The organism is Mesorhizobium sp. W067, from assembly GCF_054719525.1.
In genome coordinates, this window is record NZ_JBTTII010000001.1 from 860,824 (window position 1) to 876,406 (window position 15,583).

The 15,583-nt window shown below is 60.5% G+C and carries 12 protein-coding genes and 1 pseudogene; 7 read left to right on the forward strand and 6 right to left on the reverse strand.

The features are described from left to right. Nucleotides 1-73: 73 nt before the first annotated feature. Entirely contained in the window at nucleotides 74-1,057 is a 984-nt protein-coding gene (locus ACYG97_RS04190; protein WP_023689831.1) for a substrate-binding domain-containing protein, read from the forward strand. A 226-nt stretch (nucleotides 1,058-1,283) separates the two neighbouring features. On the opposite strand, the gene ACYG97_RS04195 is transcribed toward ACYG97_RS04190, so the two are convergent. The 3 genes from ACYG97_RS04195 to ACYG97_RS04205 form a co-directional block, all read right to left on the reverse strand. Then, nucleotides 1,284-4,367 (reverse strand): ATP-binding protein, encoded by a 3,084-nt coding sequence (locus ACYG97_RS04195; protein WP_156937201.1) that lies wholly within the window; start codon nucleotides 4,365-4,367, stop codon nucleotides 1,284-1,286. 97 nt (nucleotides 4,368-4,464) lie between these two features. Then, nucleotides 4,465-6,423: a hypothetical protein gene (locus tag ACYG97_RS04200; RefSeq protein WP_023734000.1), complete on the reverse strand. Its 1,959-nt coding sequence runs from the start codon at nucleotides 6,421-6,423 to the stop codon at nucleotides 4,465-4,467. Between the two features lie 48 nt (nucleotides 6,424-6,471). Then, complete coding sequence (locus ACYG97_RS04205) at nucleotides 6,472-7,098, reverse strand: nuclear transport factor 2 family protein (protein WP_023734001.1); 627 nt, start codon at nucleotides 7,096-7,098, stop codon at nucleotides 6,472-6,474. Between the two features lie 269 nt (nucleotides 7,099-7,367). Between ACYG97_RS04205 and ACYG97_RS04210 the strand changes: the two genes are divergently transcribed. Beyond that, on the forward strand, nucleotides 7,368-8,435 hold the full coding sequence (locus tag ACYG97_RS04210; RefSeq protein WP_084023748.1) for a M35 family metallo-endopeptidase: 1,068 nt from the start codon (nucleotides 7,368-7,370) through the stop codon (nucleotides 8,433-8,435). 318 nt (nucleotides 8,436-8,753) lie between these two features. Here the strand turns inward: ACYG97_RS04210 and ACYG97_RS04215 are convergent, their stop codons facing one another. Beyond that, nucleotides 8,754-9,590, reverse strand: a complete 837-nt coding sequence (locus ACYG97_RS04215; protein ID WP_023734003.1) for an SLC5/6 family protein — start codon at nucleotides 9,588-9,590, stop codon at nucleotides 8,754-8,756. Nucleotides 9,591-10,349: 759 nt separating this feature from the next. Between ACYG97_RS04215 and ACYG97_RS04220 the strand changes: the two genes are divergently transcribed. The 4 genes from ACYG97_RS04220 to ACYG97_RS04235 all read left to right on the forward strand — a co-directional run bounded on the left by ACYG97_RS04220 (nucleotide 10,350) and on the right by ACYG97_RS04235 (nucleotide 12,169). Then, the gene (locus tag ACYG97_RS04220; protein WP_023671409.1) at nucleotides 10,350-10,505 is read left to right on the forward strand and encodes a DUF1127 domain-containing protein; all 156 of its coding nucleotides are present in this window, start codon (nucleotides 10,350-10,352) and stop codon (nucleotides 10,503-10,505) included. 140 nt (nucleotides 10,506-10,645) lie between these two features. Continuing rightward, a complete protein-coding gene (locus ACYG97_RS04225) occupies nucleotides 10,646-10,819 on the forward strand; it encodes a hypothetical protein (RefSeq protein WP_023689840.1) in 174 nt (57 codons plus the stop codon). 173 nt (nucleotides 10,820-10,992) lie between these two features. After that, entirely contained in the window at nucleotides 10,993-11,697 is a 705-nt protein-coding gene (locus ACYG97_RS04230) for a Crp/Fnr family transcriptional regulator (protein ID WP_023734004.1), read from the forward strand. 283 nt (nucleotides 11,698-11,980) lie between these two features. Continuing rightward, entirely contained in the window at nucleotides 11,981-12,169 is a 189-nt protein-coding gene (locus ACYG97_RS04235; protein WP_023671412.1) for a hypothetical protein, read from the forward strand. 22 nt (nucleotides 12,170-12,191) lie between these two features. Here ACYG97_RS04235 and ACYG97_RS04240 read toward each other — a convergent pair whose 3' ends face one another. After that, a complete protein-coding gene (locus ACYG97_RS04240; RefSeq protein ID WP_023734005.1) occupies nucleotides 12,192-12,932 on the reverse strand; it encodes a sulfotransferase family protein in 741 nt (246 codons plus the stop codon). 267 nt (nucleotides 12,933-13,199) lie between these two features. Between ACYG97_RS04240 and ACYG97_RS04245 the strand changes: the two genes are divergently transcribed. Next, entirely contained in the window at nucleotides 13,200-14,417 is a 1,218-nt protein-coding gene (locus ACYG97_RS04245; RefSeq protein WP_031262270.1) for an aminotransferase-like domain-containing protein, read from the forward strand. A 49-nt stretch (nucleotides 14,418-14,466) separates the two neighbouring features. Here the strand turns inward: ACYG97_RS04245 and ACYG97_RS04250 are convergent. After that, nucleotides 14,467-15,543: pseudogene (locus ACYG97_RS04250) on the reverse strand (IS256 family transposase); the annotation flags it as partial. Between the last annotated feature and the right edge of the window lie 40 nt (nucleotides 15,544-15,583).

Here is a 15,583-nt window from a genome sequence, read left to right on the forward strand (position 1 = left end):
CAAGGAGGAGACGGCAACACGTGAACGTCAAACCAAGGTCTGGCCCCCGGCCGGACGAGGAGGAGAGTGAGTTATGAAAACGACACTAAGAGGATCGACCCTCAAGGCCGTGCTGCTGGCAGGCGCCGGCCTGTGCATTGCAGGCTCCGCTTACGCCGCCGAGCCGCTGGTGAAAGCCTGCGCCAAGGACGGCCAGTTCGTCATCGGCTTTTCGCAGGCCAACAATGCCGAGCCCTACCGCCAGCACGTCAATGACGAGCTGGAGGCGGCGGCCAAGGAAGTGCCCGGCTTCACGCTGCAGATTGCCGACGGCGCCGGCAACGTCAACACGCAGACCTCGCAGGTCGACAATTTCATCACCCAGAAGGTCGACATCCTGCTGATCTCGCCCTTCGAGGCGGCACCGCTGACGCCGGCGGTGAAGCGCGCCATGGATGCCGGCATCCCGGTAATCGAGCTTGACCGCAAGACGGTCGGCGACCCCGGCAAGGACTACACCGCCTTCATCGGCGGCGACAATTTCAAGATCGCCGAGGAAGCCGGAAAGTACACCGCCAAGACGCTGCTGCCCGATGGCGGCGAGGCGGCGGTGCTGCAAGGCCTGCCGAGCTCGACGCCGGCGGTGGAGCGCCTCAACGGCTTCAAGGAAGGCGTGAAAGGCAACCCGAAGGTCCAGATCGTCGCCGAGCAGGCCGCCGACTGGGTGCCGGACAAGGCGCAGGTCGCCTTCGCCGCCATGCTGCAGGCGCACCCTGACATCAAGGTACTCTACGCCTCCAACGACATGATGGCCGCCGGCGCGCTGCTTGCCGCCAAGGGCGCGGGCAAGGACGTCAAGATCATCGGCACCGACGGCCTGCCAGGCCCGGCCGGCGGCATCGAAGCCGTCGCCAAGGGCGACTGGGTCGCAACCTTCACCTACCCGACGGGCGCCAAGGAAGCGATCGAAATGTCGAAAAAGATCCTGCTCGATTGCGCCACCGAGGTGGACAAGACGGTGACGGTGGAGACCACCGCGATCACGGCCGAGAATGCCAAGCAGCTGATGGGGAAGTGAGGGGCGACGCTCAGCACTGAGGTTGAAAGCAAGGCCCCGGGAGGGGCCTTGTTGCGTTGCGGCGAGCTACGGGTGAATGGCCGCTGCCGGCTTTCAGATCAATGCCATCGCTACCCGTAAGCGGACGTTGGTCTGCTTTAAACCGTAAGTTGCGGCTGCGCGGGGATCGTGATGTTGCCGAATCCGCGCTCGTCGAGATTGCCGGCAGAACGTGATGCGTCGTTAATCACTCAATGTCTGCTGCGATGAACCAATCGTTGATCTCCCGCAATTCCGCACGCGCCTCTTCGAATCTACCCTGTGACCGCAATAGCTTTGCCAGACTATTGGTCGCCTGCAACTCCCAACTCCTAGCGCGCTGCTGCCGCGCAAAGGCAATAGCCTCGCGGAAAGAAGCCTCTGCCGCTCTGTCTCCGACTCCATTTGCAAGTTCGATCTCGCCGCGAATGCGAAGCAAGGCAGCTGTAAAGTAATGCTCCCCAATCTTTTCGGCCTCGCGCAGACCTTTCTCGACGGTCTCTGCCGCTATATCGAATTGTCCAGAGTTAATGAAAGCTTTGGCCAGTAAGCCTAAATAACACGATTTGTCGACTTCCTGATCTTCAAGGTCACTCTCGGTCAATGCCATCATATGGCTTCCCACCAGACTGTCATCGAGGCTTGATGCAGCCAAGCCACCAAAAAAGCGCGCCACCCGTGTCCAGAGATTGAAACCGTTTTCCTGCGCTAATGGCAGAAGTTCATCCGCCAGCCGAGCGATATCCCTGCTCTCTTCGCGGAAGGCGAACAACACACACCCGTTTCCCAAGCAGGCGGCCAAGCGATAGGCGGATTGCTGCCGAACGGTCGCCTCCGCCTCGAGGTAGAGTTTCAGCGCTTGACGGCGATACCCCAGAATATGCAAGGTCCACGAAAGGTAGATCATGGCCATACTCGGAAAGTCGCTGCCGACCTCGTCTGCACTGCCCTTGTGGCTGAGAGCGCGCTCAAGATATTGCCGAGCCTCCGCCAACTCACCCTGACAGAACAGACTCATGCCCTTAAACTGCAGACCTATAACGAGCGCGTTTAGGTAGCCGCCCTCCTCGCCGACTCGAATTAATTCATCACTGGCCGCGAGGGCCTTACCAAACTGGCCCGAGTTGAAATGGGTACCGAAAAGCCCGTCGAGTGCCCTAATCGTCGCCTCCAGTTCGCCAAGCTTCCCGCTCAGCGCTATGGCCCGCTGATACGCGGCACTGCCTTCGCCCGTCACGTAGCCGAGCGCAGCGTACAGAACGTCGCCCAGTTCCAGTTCGAAGCGAAGCAACCTGCGGCTACGATCGTCGGAGTCAGGCAAGAGTTTCGCGGCTTCAAGCCCTTTCCTGAAGATACGCACTGCGTCAACTTTCGCCCAAGTCTTGGCGGCCTTCAGCCCTGCCTGCAGCCAGTAGTCAGCGGCGCGATCGAACAGACCGGCGTCGGCGAAATGCTCAGCGAGCACTTCGGGATAGGCAAAGCCCGCGTTGGGGTCGCGCAGCTCGATGCATTCGGCAATCGATTTGTGAATCTGTTGCGCACGTTCGTGCAGCATCGTGCCTCTAGCGGCCTGCTGTAGCAGCACGTGGGTGAACGAAAAGCCTGCTCCGGCCGTCCCTCGCTCGGCTACGATCAGCCCTGTGCGCATCAGCTCACCAACCGCAGCGCGCAACTCCGCTTCAGGCCAATCACAAATTTCGCGCAGCATGTCGAAATCGAATTCGCGGCCGATCGCCGCCGCGACCTGCGCGACTTCCTTGGCGGTCCCCAGCCTGTCGAGACGGGCAAGCAACGAGAACTGCAGAGAGTTTGGAATGTTGTTCGTGAGTGACAGACGCTTGGGCTGCGATACGTCTAGGCGCAACCCTGTTTCGACCACGCTTCGAGTAAGCTCTTCGATATAGAGCGGGACGCCTTCACCGCGATCGAGCACCGCTGCTACGTCAGCAGCGAGCGCATTCGGACTAATGTCATGGACAATCGCTTCAGCGTCCGCTCGGCTGAGCGCTTCAAGCCTGATATGGTGCCCGTCAGGACCGTCGACCCATGGAACGCTTGCGTTGTTCCTGCTCGACACAAGCAAGAGGGCGGGTGTCGAAGCCAGGCTGGCGACGATTTTTTCGAGAAGGTCGCGCGAGGTCGCATCGGCCCATTGCTCATCCTCGAACAAGATCAGGATCGGGGTAGTTCGCGCCAAATAACTGACCAGATCGATGAATGCTTGCTCGGCAATGTTGCGCTGTCGTTCGGCACTTATCCCTTCAAGCCTGTCCGGCATTGTCGTCGGCATCCCGAGCAGGCCTGAGAAGATCGCCAGCGCGATGTCGCTGGACACCGAGCCTATCGACAATCCGTTGCGGAGCTTTCGAAGCTTTTCTTCCGTTGAGTCACCGTCCTCGATCGTTGCAATCCTCTGCAACTCTGCAAGGAATGGATAAAGGGTGCTGTTCTCAAAGGTCGGAGAACATTGCATGGTCAGTTGCGGAAAGCTGCGCAGACGCTGCTGGATTTCGTTGAGCAACCGGGACTTGCCGATTCCCGACTCCCCCGAGACCAACACGGCATTGCCACGCCTGTCGCGCACGACAGTCTCCCAGTGCTCCATCAGCAGTCGCAATTCGGCGTTGCGGCCGCACAGCTTGGTCATACGCGCCCGCTTTGCAAAGCGGGTCGGCACCATGCGCGCCCTTTGCACCTGCCAAACCTGGACTGGCGCGGCGAATCCCTTCAGTTCATGTTTGCCGAACCCGGTGAAATCAACCGCACCGCTTGCGGCCTCGAAGGTCGCCGCGTCGACAAGGATCGTATTCGGCTTGGCCAGTACCTGCAGCCGTGCCGCTAGATGCGCGACGTGACCGAAGGCGACGGTGGATACACCGCTCGGTGCGCCGACGAACTCACCCACCACGACTTGGCCGCTCGCGATACCCATCCTCACTTGCAACGGATATCCCTGATTTGCGGAGATGGTGGCCACCGCATCAACGATCTCGAGCGCGGCCAGCACCGCGAACTCGCTGTCGTCCTCACCAGCTGTTGGATAGCCGAAATAGGCCTGAATAGCATCGCCGATGTAACTAGCCGTCACGCCCTTGCGGCGCCGGACGACGCTGCTGCAGGTCTGTAGAAAGCTCTCAATCAGGTGTTGGAAATCCTCGGGATCCAGGCGGTCGGCATATTCGGTTGACCCCACCATGTCGCAGAACAGGATGGTGAGATAACGCCGTTCCGCAACAGGTTTCGCCGGATTGCCGGGCAAAATGGGGCTAGCCAATGGAACCGGCGTGGTCACGCTCCGGGACCCTCCTTAGTGCGGCGACCATGTAGCACCCAGTCATGTTATCGCAAATCCCGGTGCTCACCAGTCGCTTTCGATCGCGTCAGGTGGTTCATTGAAGCTCGCCACACTGAACATCGGCGTAGATCAAATGGTCTGCCTCGCTAAATGCCGCTTGGCTCTGGTCGAAGCAGAACCGTTTGGGCACCAAACGAACTAAGGTGCGTCGGTTGCATTCACCGGGCAGATCGATCTGGAAGGTGCGCGGCGACATCGACGGCGCCGGATCGCTCCATTTCTTGTGACCAGCAAACGAAACGTTCTCGATCCACAAGCTGGAGCCGGCTGAACCGACTGGACCGGAGATAGCCTCGACGCTGATGCCCTTTGCCTGCTCGATGCTTGGATACTCGCCACTTTGCGGCGGATCCCCGTTTGCCGGAATCGTGCCCGCGCTGACTGCCACATTGATCCTGATATCGTCGCGCTCGGGAACACCACCGTAGCTGTTGCGAAAGGTCCAGCTTAAGCGAAGGACACGCGTCCTGACGTCCTCTCCGGGCGGTGGAGGCAAAACCCGAATCTCGGCATCGGCAAGCGAAGAGCCTTCATCCTGCGCTTCTGGCGCCGGGCAGCGCGTGTAGAGTGGGCGGTAGCCACACTCAGGACCGCCGGCTCCCCACAGACAGTCGCTCAGCTTGCGCCAGTCTTCCAAGCTCAATCGAGGCGTTCCTGAGGACAGGTCATTGCCGGACCCCGGCACCATCCAGGGATGGATGCCGCTGCTGCCGATCGCCCAGTCCGTGCGATGTGCTTCTATGCCGGCGTAGACGGTCTGTTCCTCGTGCAGCTCGAGCAATTGGACCCAGGTTGGCGATGTGACCGCCGGTTCGTACCCGACTGCGTCCGCGGCAAAACGGCGGCCGGTGATTTGTGTGGTAAGCGTGTGGCAGCTTGTGCAGTTTCCGGTCGGATCTTCGACCGTCCTGGCTTGGCTAAGTTCATTGGGATAGGTGCCGGTGTAACCGGAGCCGACCACGCGGAACGGCGCGCCCGGCAACCGCGGTCGGCGCGGTAGAAAATCTCCCAGGCTGAAGGCGGTCGATTTGGAATCGCGGGCTGAACGGAAACCGACCCTGCTCTGTTCAATGTGCGGATCTATCACATAGGGGCTTTTGTTGTCATGGCATGCATGGCACGAGATCTGGAACGTCGGGTCATATATTTTCTCCGCCGCAACCCTTCCGATGTCATCGGAATAGTTGCGCCCGCCTGGCGGAACGAAGGGCTTTGACCAATCGAACTCGCTCCGGTCCTTGCGGCCGTCGAAGAAGATGATTTCTCCGGATTTCCGATTGAACCCGATGGTGCCGAAGACGGAAAATCTCGGATCCGACCGTGTCCAGTAGGGATCGGTGCTGACCTCGTGGCTGATATTGGACTTTCTGCAGAGGAACAGCCATTCCACGTTGCCGCGCACGACCCTTACTGCACGTGAGTTCAGCCCACAGTAGGTTGAGCTGCCAGTTAGCGAAGGCTTGTCGCATCTGGGCAATGTCGCCGTCCATTTCACCACCTCTCCGTTCTCATTGCTGTGCTCGAACTCCAGCGGAGAGCCCGGTTTTGTCGGATTGGGCTTGAGGTCGACGACATTGCCATCAACTTCCAGTGGGATGACCTTCATCTGTGGGCTGCCGCAATCGCCCTCTGGAATAGGACCGAACACCGCCCGCGCTTCATCGCCAGACCTCGTTATGACGTCGGTGCTCTTTGAGGCTGGCGCCCAAAAGATGTCAGGGTTCCATCGCGTAACGGCTTCGGCGAACGCCTTCCCATCGAGTTCAGCGGGAGCGAAAGCGACGCTGCGAGGGCGCAGCGGCTCGAAAGCGGAACTGCCTGGCAATGGTGACGCCGCGCAGTTGCCCGCCTTGCTGCAAATCATGTCGGCCTGATTGGAGCCTTGCCTCTCGCCGGCTCGCGGCGTCGACACGAAAGCTTCATGTCCGATCGTCCCGGACAACAGGAGAAACGCAACGCCGAGGACAGCAGCGATCAGCGCAACAGCACGCATCTCAGCCCACTGGAGCGTGCCAGTGAACCCATGGCCGATCTCTGGGCGTCATCGCTTCTTCGCTGCGACAGAGCCAGCGTCATAGTCAGCGTGGACAGTAAGCGATTGAAATCGCCACATGCCGTCATCGCCCTTTACAACAGACGCGCGGGCATCCGCCGAATAGTCAAGACTCGGTGCCGAAGAGTGGAAGTCCTGCATTGTCACAAGGACTATCGATTTGGTGTTCACCGTCTTGTCGTCAACCACGTCGAACAAGGTGTTGGTCACGAGATGCCGGGTCTGGAGTTTATCGGTTTCCAGTTTCTTAACTATTATTTTCATTTGCACGAGAAGATCATGTGCCGACTCTGGGCCAAGGTCGAGTGTCAGCTCGAGGACACTGCTGCCTGCATCGCAAATCTCATAGTAAGACGATTTAGGTTCCGCAAAGAGGGTGGCGAACGCGGCTGCATTTTTTTCGTCGATCGTCCAGGCGTAGCGGGACAAAAGATCTTGGATTGCCTGACGGTCTTCGGCCGGAGGATTATTATTGACGTTCCAGCCATGAGTAGCCTCTGTTCCACATGAATCAGCCAAAGCAGTGCCGCTGAAAGCAAAACAGAACCCATACGCCAGGGCAAAATACCTCAAAATCGCGCAGACTGTTATTAAGCCTTTCCAACGCTCGCTCATAATGGCCCCCTCGGATGGAGCTTGATGGGAAAGTAGCGGTTCATCTTATACCACGCCAAAAAAGGCGCCAGTGAAAATCGATGTCATTGGAGGCCGGGGATGTCGTATTCCTGAATTTGTGAATTTGTGGTAAGTTGTACTCCCCTGTCTGCAGCAATTTTATTCCTGATTGCCAGATCAGCTGTGGGTGATCCTGGTATGCGTTAGCAAAATAAAAGCTCACGTAGGCGAAACAATAGATTCTAATCGTGGTTACACAGGAGCAAAAAATGCCAAACATTGTTCGAAATATGGTGTTTCTAATTTCAGCTTTTTTTAGTATAGTCCCTTGGGCGTTTGCGCAGCAGAATCAGGAAATTGAGATAGTTCTGCAATCGCGCCTGACTTCTTTTGGAAACGATACCCCACTAATTATTGACTTTACTCTCACGAACCGGTCACGCAGCCCGATCAGACTGCTCAGGTGGACCACGCCGATCGACGGCGTCTCGGGCGAAATTTTTTCAGTAGCGAGAGGGTCGCAGCCAATTCAGTATATTGGCCCTTTGGTGAAGCGAGCAGAACCGACCGAGGCTGACTTTATCAATATCGAACCCGGACAATCGATTTCGGTACCCGTCGATCTGTCATTGTACTACGCCATCTATGAAGCAGGGATCTATGCGGTTACCTATGATACAGAGAGAGTGGGTCTGCTGGTTGGCCCTCAAGGTGCCCTGAGACGCGCCCAGGTTCTGAGCAACGCCGTCACGTTCAGGCTTCTATCCGGTCGAATTCCTCCGGAACGGATACCGCTCTCGGCACCCAAATTCGACCAGTGTGACAGCTCTCAACAGGACGATATTGGCGCTGCGCTGGCGGAAGCAAACAACATAGCCTCGGCTGCGCTGCAGGTTTTGCAGGGCACGCCTTCTGCCCAGCAACCGAATTCCCAACGATATCTGACATGGTTTGGGGCGCATACCGTAGGACTGTACGCGAAGGCCACTGGAAATTTCTCGATGATTGCGGATGCTCTTGCAAACAAAGCAATATCGTTTGGATGTCACGGCAGCCTCTGCGGACCGGGAGTTTATGCGTATGTGTTCCGTGGTCAACCTTATAATATCTTTGTTTGTCAAAAGTTCTGGTCAGCCGCTCTGAAAGGAACGGATTCAAGATCTGGAACGATTGTACACGAAATTAGTCACTTTGAGGTCGTCGTCTTCACAGATGACTATTCCTCTGGTGGTCAAAATACCGCCAAGCTACTCGCGGTTGAAAACCCCCCGCAAGCCACAGAAAATGCCGATAGTCATGAATACTTTGCGGAGAACAACCCGGATCTTCCGATGTGAGGGACACCCAGGCAACTGATCCAGCGTGGATACGGGTGCCGTATTGCCATCAGAAACGAGAAAAGATCACCGAGGGCCGGACACATTGCGATCGCATGGTGAATGTCCGCTATCGCTCCCGCACACCGAAAGCGGTCCGGTCGCTCTCGGCCAAAATGCGACATTCAACTTTCGTCTCGTCCTGTCAGGATTGGGCAAGCCGCCCGCCGGCTGGCTCCGAAATGTAGGATCGAAGTCCTGGGCGCGCATGCTAATGCGGACAACACGAACTGGACCGGTTTGGCAGTGATCCACTGCGCGCGCCAAACCCTGGCCGATTCACGGCGCAGCCGTAAACCCGCACTGCTTCTGTTCCATCTCGATCTGCTTGGTGATGCGGATGGCGTTCTGGGCGTAGGCTTCGGTCACCGAGCCGCTGTTGACGGTCTTGTCCTTCAGCGGGCTGACGGCTGCGCAGAGGTGGAAGACATGCTCGGTGTCGGACTTGGCGGCGCCGTTTTCCGGCGCGATCCAGTAGACGATATCCTGGCCATTGGGGTGTGCCGCGTCCTTCGTCGCCGCGGCCACCGTGGTGGAGTCGGTGGCGATCGCCTGCGCCTGGGCGGCGACTTCGGGCGAACAGGCCGTGGTCGGCTGCCCCGCCTTGATCTGTTCCGCGCAGGTGTTCATGTCATGCGTGTACTGCTCGACCGACGGCGGCTGGTAGCTGACCCCGATCAGCGTCGCCAGCACGGCCAGCACGGCGCCGATGCCGCCGGCGACCTTCTTGCTCTTCGGGTCCATGTTCTTGTCGTTGAGGATCAGGAGAACCAGCGGCAGGAAGGCAATCAGCGTGATGATCGCGCCGAGCTGGTTCTGGACGAAGAACCGGAACGTGTCGGATTCGCGGGCCGGGTCCTTCCTGTTGGCCGCCTTCCAGAGCAGGCTGCCGGCGATGGCGAAGATCGCGATCCCGACCAGGATGCCGATCAGCAGCGGCAGGTTGCCCTGGTCGAATTTGTGCTTGTAGAGCAGTACGATCCCGGCGATCTCGCCGCCAATGGCGATGACCCACGACAGCACGGCGAACAGGCGCAGCCGCGTGGCCCCGGACTTCTGGCCCTGCGTTGCCTGCCAGTCCTTGGTAACGTCTACGGTCGGCTTGTTGTCGGTCATGACCAGATCCCCCGGTATCGACACTTTTGCGGGGCGGCGTCAAAGGCGCCCGGCGCAGCGTCATTGAACGAACGTCGCCTGCCTCGGCGCGAAAGCGCCACGGCAGACCCCATCCTTATTGCGCATGATGGGATTCGTCCATAGCCGAGCGGGCGGACGAGGATGCCGGCGATGGCGCGGAGGAGGGCAGGGCAATCGCATAAGGCGGCGCCAGCCCCACTCCGTCCGCCGCGGCCACCTCCCCCATGTCCATGGGGAGAGGAAAGCCAAGCCCATCAAGGCCGCGACCTCGGTGATTGGCATTTCCTCTCCCTCCGCGGAGCGAGGCAATCGCATATGACAGGTTTGCGCTCTACGAACACCCACCCTTAATCCCTCCCCACAAGGGGGAGGGAGACTTGGTAGGCGCCGATCGCCGCAAATCGCCTGGGTTCCACGCCAGAAAGGGTGGCTTGCGGCAGCGTTCCCTCCCCCTTGTGGGGAGGGTTAGGGTGGGGGTCCTCTTCGTAAGAACTCATATGTGATCGCCTTGCGCCGACGAAGGGAAGGTGGGTCGCCGAACCCGAGGGAGCGCCATATGCGATCGCCCTGCCATAGGTCGGATCACGCCACCGCGGGAACGCAACTAATTTGTATACAAATGTTTCTGGGCGGCATCGGTTTGTGAAGCGCTTCACCGTTGCCGCGCAATCGATCGGTTACAGAGGCGGCGCAAGAGCGGGCCTGAGGCAGCGCTCTGCTGCTGCATGGAGGTAACCGATGTTTGAAAGTCTCAGCAGAATTCGTGCTGCCCTGGCGCGCGCCAGCAAGCACAGGAAGACCGTGCGCGCACTGAACGCGCTGCCGACGGAGATCCAGAAGGACATTGGCTGGACGGAGTCGAGGTCGATCGATGAGATAAGGCTGCCGTTCTAGCGCCGCATCCAGCGTCGCTAATATATCGCTCGCCATCGATTGTCCGGAAGCGTACAGTAAAGCATCGTCGGCCACATCAATGGGCGCTGACGCTTGGGAGCGACCATCGCACTCCTGCCCCGACAGGAGGCATTGGAGCCATGGCGGAGCAACCGAGACAGTCCGGTCTGAGCGCCGAGGCGCTCGCGGCCTTGGCGCGGGAAACCGGCGCCTCCGAGCAGCAGATACAAGAGATCGCATCGCTGATCGGCAACGATCGCTCGTCCATCGTGCGCGAAGCGCGCATGGTTGCGGCTGACCGCCCGAAGCGCTGATCCAGGAAAAAGCTGCTGGATTGATTGATGGGGCGTCGCCCCTGATTTGTCGGTTTTGTACGAAGTACAATGGCTGAATCCGAGTCAGCTATCGTCCAATGACCGTTTGCATTTGGGCAGGGCGCCGACGGCTGGGAGATGACATGTGCTCTTGCCCTTGACGGGAGAGAGCGATGGACCAGTCGGTCAGCAAGGAGAAAAGCGGCCTCTTGCGCCGCATGAACCCGGCCGACTTCGCACTGCTTGCGCCGCATTTGCACCATCGTGTGCTCGATCTCAAAGCCCCGCTCGAAATGGCGGGCGAGCCGGTCGCCTCGGCCTGCTTCCTGGAAAGCGGCCTGGCCTCGGTGGTGGCGAGGAACCGGCCGGGGCTCGACACCGAGGTCGGCATCATCGGCCACGAAGGCATGTCGGGCTCCGCCTTGGTGATGGGCGCCGACTGGGCGCCCCATGATTGCTACATGCAGATGCCGGGCGAGGCGGTGTGCATCGATTCCGAGCCGTTCAAGGCAGCGTTGCAGAAAAGCCCGACGCTTCGCGCCTTCCTGCTGCGCTATGCCCACTACCTGCACGGCCAGACCAAATCCACGGCGCTGAGCAATGCCCGCGCCAAGCTCGAGGATCGGCTGGCCCGATGGCTCCTGATGTGTGACGACAGGGTGGTCGGCCATCAGATCCAGATCACGCATGAGTTCCTGTCCGTCATGCTCGGCGTCAGGCGTCCGGGCGTCACCATCGGCCTGCAGATCCTGGAAGGGCGCGGCCTGATCCGGTCGAGGCGCGGCGAGATCGTCATTCGCGACCGCGATGGCCTGGTCGCCGTCGCCGACGGCTTCTATGGCCAGGCCGAGGCCGAATACGAACGCCTGCTGGGCTGAGCCTGGCACGGGCTGGAAATGGCCGACGCGAATGCCGGTGAAAGCATGTTGCCAGAGCCGCGCCGGCCATTTGCGCCCGTCTGGGGAGAGGCCGCCCGGCAAATCTAGCATCGGCGCAAAAGCGGGCAACGAACCGCAATGGCTTGGTAAAAACCGTACAATCGAATTGTGTTGAACCTTGGTTCGGCAAGAGTATGAATCTGCTGTCGTGACCATGTATAGGGGGCGCTGGCGCCTGAGGCTTCGACAGGCCCGCCAGCCGATGTGAACGGGGAAAACCGAAATGGCAGAACTGCTTTTCGATGTATCCGCCTTCGATTGCGCCATCCTGCGCGCCGCCTTCATCAAATCGGTGATGGAAGACAATGTCCCGGAAAAGCGGTGGCGCGCGCTCGCCGCTTCCCTGGTTCGCGACCTGACCGACCACGAAGACGTCGAGCCGGATCTGCTCGGCTGGATCACGCGCAAGTAGCAATATTCTGACGGTCCGGCGGCTACCCCAGCCACCACCACAGCGCCGCGATCGCCGCAAGCACCGCCGCCACCGACAGCCCCAGCATGATGTAGCTGCCCTTGATGATGTCTCGGATGATCTTCTTCACGCTTTCGCGGTCGTTGAGGTTGGGGAAGGGCTCGTTGGGCAGCGCCACGCCGAGGAAGCCGCAGAGCGGCGCCCAGCCATCGCTGACCTTGAACACCAGAAGCTTCTCCGGCGGCACGGCCGCTATCACCTCCTCGGTGTAGGCGTTGTAGCGCGCCACCGCCTTGGCGCGGTCGTCCATCACGCCGGCAAGCGTGCGGCCCCAGATCAGCCTATGCGACATGTCGCCGAATTTGCGGCCGAACGGCGTCAGCCATTCCAGCACCTTGAACTGCCACAATGTCTCGGTGAAGTGGATGGTGTCGATGGTGCTGTCGTACCAGGCCTCGGCGCCGCGCGGATGCAGCGTCAAAAGCACCTTGGCGTCGGGATAGGCGGCCATCAATTCGCGCCACACGCAGCATCCCGGATTGTCGACCGTCGCCTTGTAGTTGGCAAAGACTTTGGTCCAGTCGTGCTGGGTGCCGGGCGGGCTGTTGGCCACCTTGCGCCAGAAGTCGAGATGGCCCTTGTTGGCCTTGTTGAGGATGACTTCCTGCATGTGATAGCTGGGAAGGCCCAGCCTGTTCAGCGCGGCAAAGGTCGACCATGTGCCGGTGCGGCCGAATCCGGCACCGATGAGCTCAAGCGTCATTTTAACCCCCCTTGTTGAGACCGCTTTTCTTTTTATGCCGGTCCGCTCGGAATGAGGTTGCATCCGCGCCCCTCGGCGCGCAACAATTTTCCCTGTGCAGCGGCCAAAATGTGTTTGCTTTTTCGTCTGGGCCACGCGGAATGAGGGTCTGGCTATTCCAGCGGGTGGGGGAGCCTGATAATAGGTCAGCCAGATTGACCTAATTCGCATGGCCGGAACGGTCATGCTGGACCAGATGCCGTATCCCGGGAGGGGCTCGTGAGTTTGATGGACCTGTTGGCGTCGCGCGCCTCGCGCATGAAGGCGTCGGAAATCCGCGAGCTGCTCAAACTGCTCGACCAGCCCGACATCATCTCCTTCGCCGGCGGCATCCCCGATCCGGCTTTGTTTCCGGCGCAGGCGATCGCCGATGCTTACGCCTCGGTGCTGGGCGGCGCGGAGGCGAGCGCAGCACTTCAGTATCAGGTCTCCGAAGGCTATCTGCCGCTCAGAAAATGGCTGGCCGGCCAGATGGGCAAGCTTGGCATCGCCTGCGACGAGCACAACATCTTCATCACCTCCGGCTCGCAGCAGGCGCTGGATTATCTGGGCAAGCTGTTCCTGTCGCCCGGCGACACAGCGCTCGTGACGTGGCCGACCTATCTCGGCGCGCTCCAGGCCTTCAACGCCTATGAGCCGCGCTACGACCGGCTGACGCCGGATGGCGGCAACATGACGCCGGCCGCCTACCAGGCGGCGGCTGCTGCCCCCTCTACTTTTGCAAAAGAGGGCGGCAAGGTGAAATTCGCCTATCTGGTGCCCGATTTCGCCAACCCGACCGGCGAGACGCTGAACCGCCAGCAGCGCGAGGCGGTGCTCGACCTCGCCGGCGAGCTCGACATTGCCGTCATCGAGGACGCCGCCTATCGCGCGCTGCGCTATGACGGCGAGGGCCAGCCGCCGATCCTGGCGCTCGACTGCGAACGCTCCGGCGGCATCGAAAACGCCCGCACGCTCTATTGCGGCTCGTTCTCGAAAATCCTGTCACCGGGCATGCGCGTCGGCTGGGTCTGCGCGCCGCGCCGCGTCGTCGAGCGGCTGGTGCTGATGAAGCAGGCGTCGGACCTACACAGCCCGTCGATCAACCAGCTGGTCATGCACCGCGTCTCCGAGGCCGTGTATGGCGGCCAGGTGGAAAAGCTGATCGGCGCCTATCGCCAGCGCCGCGACGGCTTGCTTGCGGCACTCGAAGCGGAAATGCCGGATGGCGTCAGCTGGAGCCGACCGGAAGGCGGCATGTTCGTTTGGCTGACGCTGCCCGAGGGTGCGGACGCCACGGCACTGCTCGCCCGCTCGGTCAAGGAAGCCCGCGTCGCCTTCGTGCCGGGCAACGCATTCTACGCCGACGGTTCGGGCCGCAACACGATGCGGATGAGCTTTACGCTCGCAGATGAACGCGCCGTGGGTGAAGGCGTGCCGAGGCTGGCGAAATTGATGAAGAGCTAGGCGCCCTACCTCCCCCTTGTGGGGAGGTCGGTTGTGTGCGTCAAGTTCTGCAAAATGGGGCGGCCATGAAGATGCGCACGACATAGGTGCGCCGGCGGATTTCCTCGTTGAGCCGCTCCAGCATGTTGGTGGACTTGAGGTGCTTGTGATGCTGACGCGGCAGCCGGAAGAAGGTCAGGGTTTGTTCGATGGCATCCTCGGCCCAGCCTGTCAGGCGCGGATAGCGTGCCGACCATTTGGCAAGCCATGCGGCAAGATCAGCCCTGGCCTCTGCGAGATCGCGCCGGTCGTAGAGCCAGCGCAATTCCTGCAGGCAGTCGTCGCCGTGCTTCCTCGGCAGATGATCGAGCGCGTTCCTGAGGAAGTGCACGTAGCAGCGTTGCCAGGCGGCTTCGGGGATCACCTCGCCGATCGCTGCCACCAGGCCGGCGTGATCGTCGGACACAACCAACTCGACGCCCTTGAGGCCGCGCGCCTTGAGGCCGACGAGGAAGTCCCTCCAGGCCGAGCGGCTCTCGCGATTGGCCATCTCCACGGCCAGGATCTGGCGCCTTCCGTCCCAGTCGATACCGACCGCGATCAGCACCGCCTGGCTCATGACAACACCGGCTTCACGCACCTTCTCGTAGCGCGCATCGAGGATGAGGTAAGGAAACGGCTCTTGAAGGGGGCGCCTGGCAAAGGCAGCGAGGCTCTCGTCCAGCCGCTTGTTGATGGCCGAGATCGACGAGGCCGAGAAGGCATGGCCGCACAGTTCTTCCGTGATCGCCTTCACCTTGGGGGTCGACACGCCCTGGACATACATCTCCGCCAGTGTCGCCACCAAGGCCCGCTCGGAACGCTGGTAGCGCTCGAACAGCTCGGTGGAGAAGCGCCCGGCCCGGTCCTGCGGAACCCGCAGCTCGAGCTTGCCGACCCGCGTCACAAGGGTACGGCCGTAATAGCCCGAGCGATAGCCAAGCCGTTCGGGCGTGCGCTCGCTCTTCGAGGCACCCAGCGCCTCGTCCATCTCGGCCTCAAGCACCTCCTGCATCACCGCACGGAGCACTTCGTGCAATCCATCCGGGTTCGAAAGCAAAATGTCTTTGACGGCAGCGCTGGCGGTCTTAACTTCAGTCTTGGTCATGGTGGCGTTCCTTCGCGGGAATCAGGTGACGTGAACAATC

Coding starts and splice junctions, on each gene's coding strand:
- ACYG97_RS04190 (WP_023689831.1), top strand. CDS start 74: ATGAAAACGACACTAAGAGGATCGACCCTCAAGGCCGTGCTGCTGGCA.
- ACYG97_RS04200 (WP_023734000.1), bottom strand. CDS start 6,423: ATGCGTGCTGTTGCGCTGATCGCTGCTGTCCTCGGCGTTGCGTTTCTC.
- ACYG97_RS04205 (WP_023734001.1), bottom strand. CDS start 7,098: ATGAGCGAGCGTTGGAAAGGCTTAATAACAGTCTGCGCGATTTTGAGG.
- ACYG97_RS04210 (WP_084023748.1), top strand. CDS start 7,368: ATGCCAAACATTGTTCGAAATATGGTGTTTCTAATTTCAGCTTTTTTT.
- ACYG97_RS04215 (WP_023734003.1), bottom strand. CDS start 9,590: ATGACCGACAACAAGCCGACCGTAGACGTTACCAAGGACTGGCAGGCA.
- ACYG97_RS04220 (WP_023671409.1), top strand. CDS start 10,350: ATGTTTGAAAGTCTCAGCAGAATTCGTGCTGCCCTGGCGCGCGCCAGC.
- ACYG97_RS04225 (WP_023689840.1), top strand. CDS start 10,646: ATGGCGGAGCAACCGAGACAGTCCGGTCTGAGCGCCGAGGCGCTCGCG.
- ACYG97_RS04230 (WP_023734004.1), top strand. CDS start 10,993: ATGGACCAGTCGGTCAGCAAGGAGAAAAGCGGCCTCTTGCGCCGCATG.
- ACYG97_RS04235 (WP_023671412.1), top strand. CDS start 11,981: ATGGCAGAACTGCTTTTCGATGTATCCGCCTTCGATTGCGCCATCCTG.
- ACYG97_RS04240 (WP_023734005.1), bottom strand. CDS start 12,932: ATGACGCTTGAGCTCATCGGTGCCGGATTCGGCCGCACCGGCACATGG.
- ACYG97_RS04245 (WP_031262270.1), top strand. CDS start 13,200: ATGGACCTGTTGGCGTCGCGCGCCTCGCGCATGAAGGCGTCGGAAATC.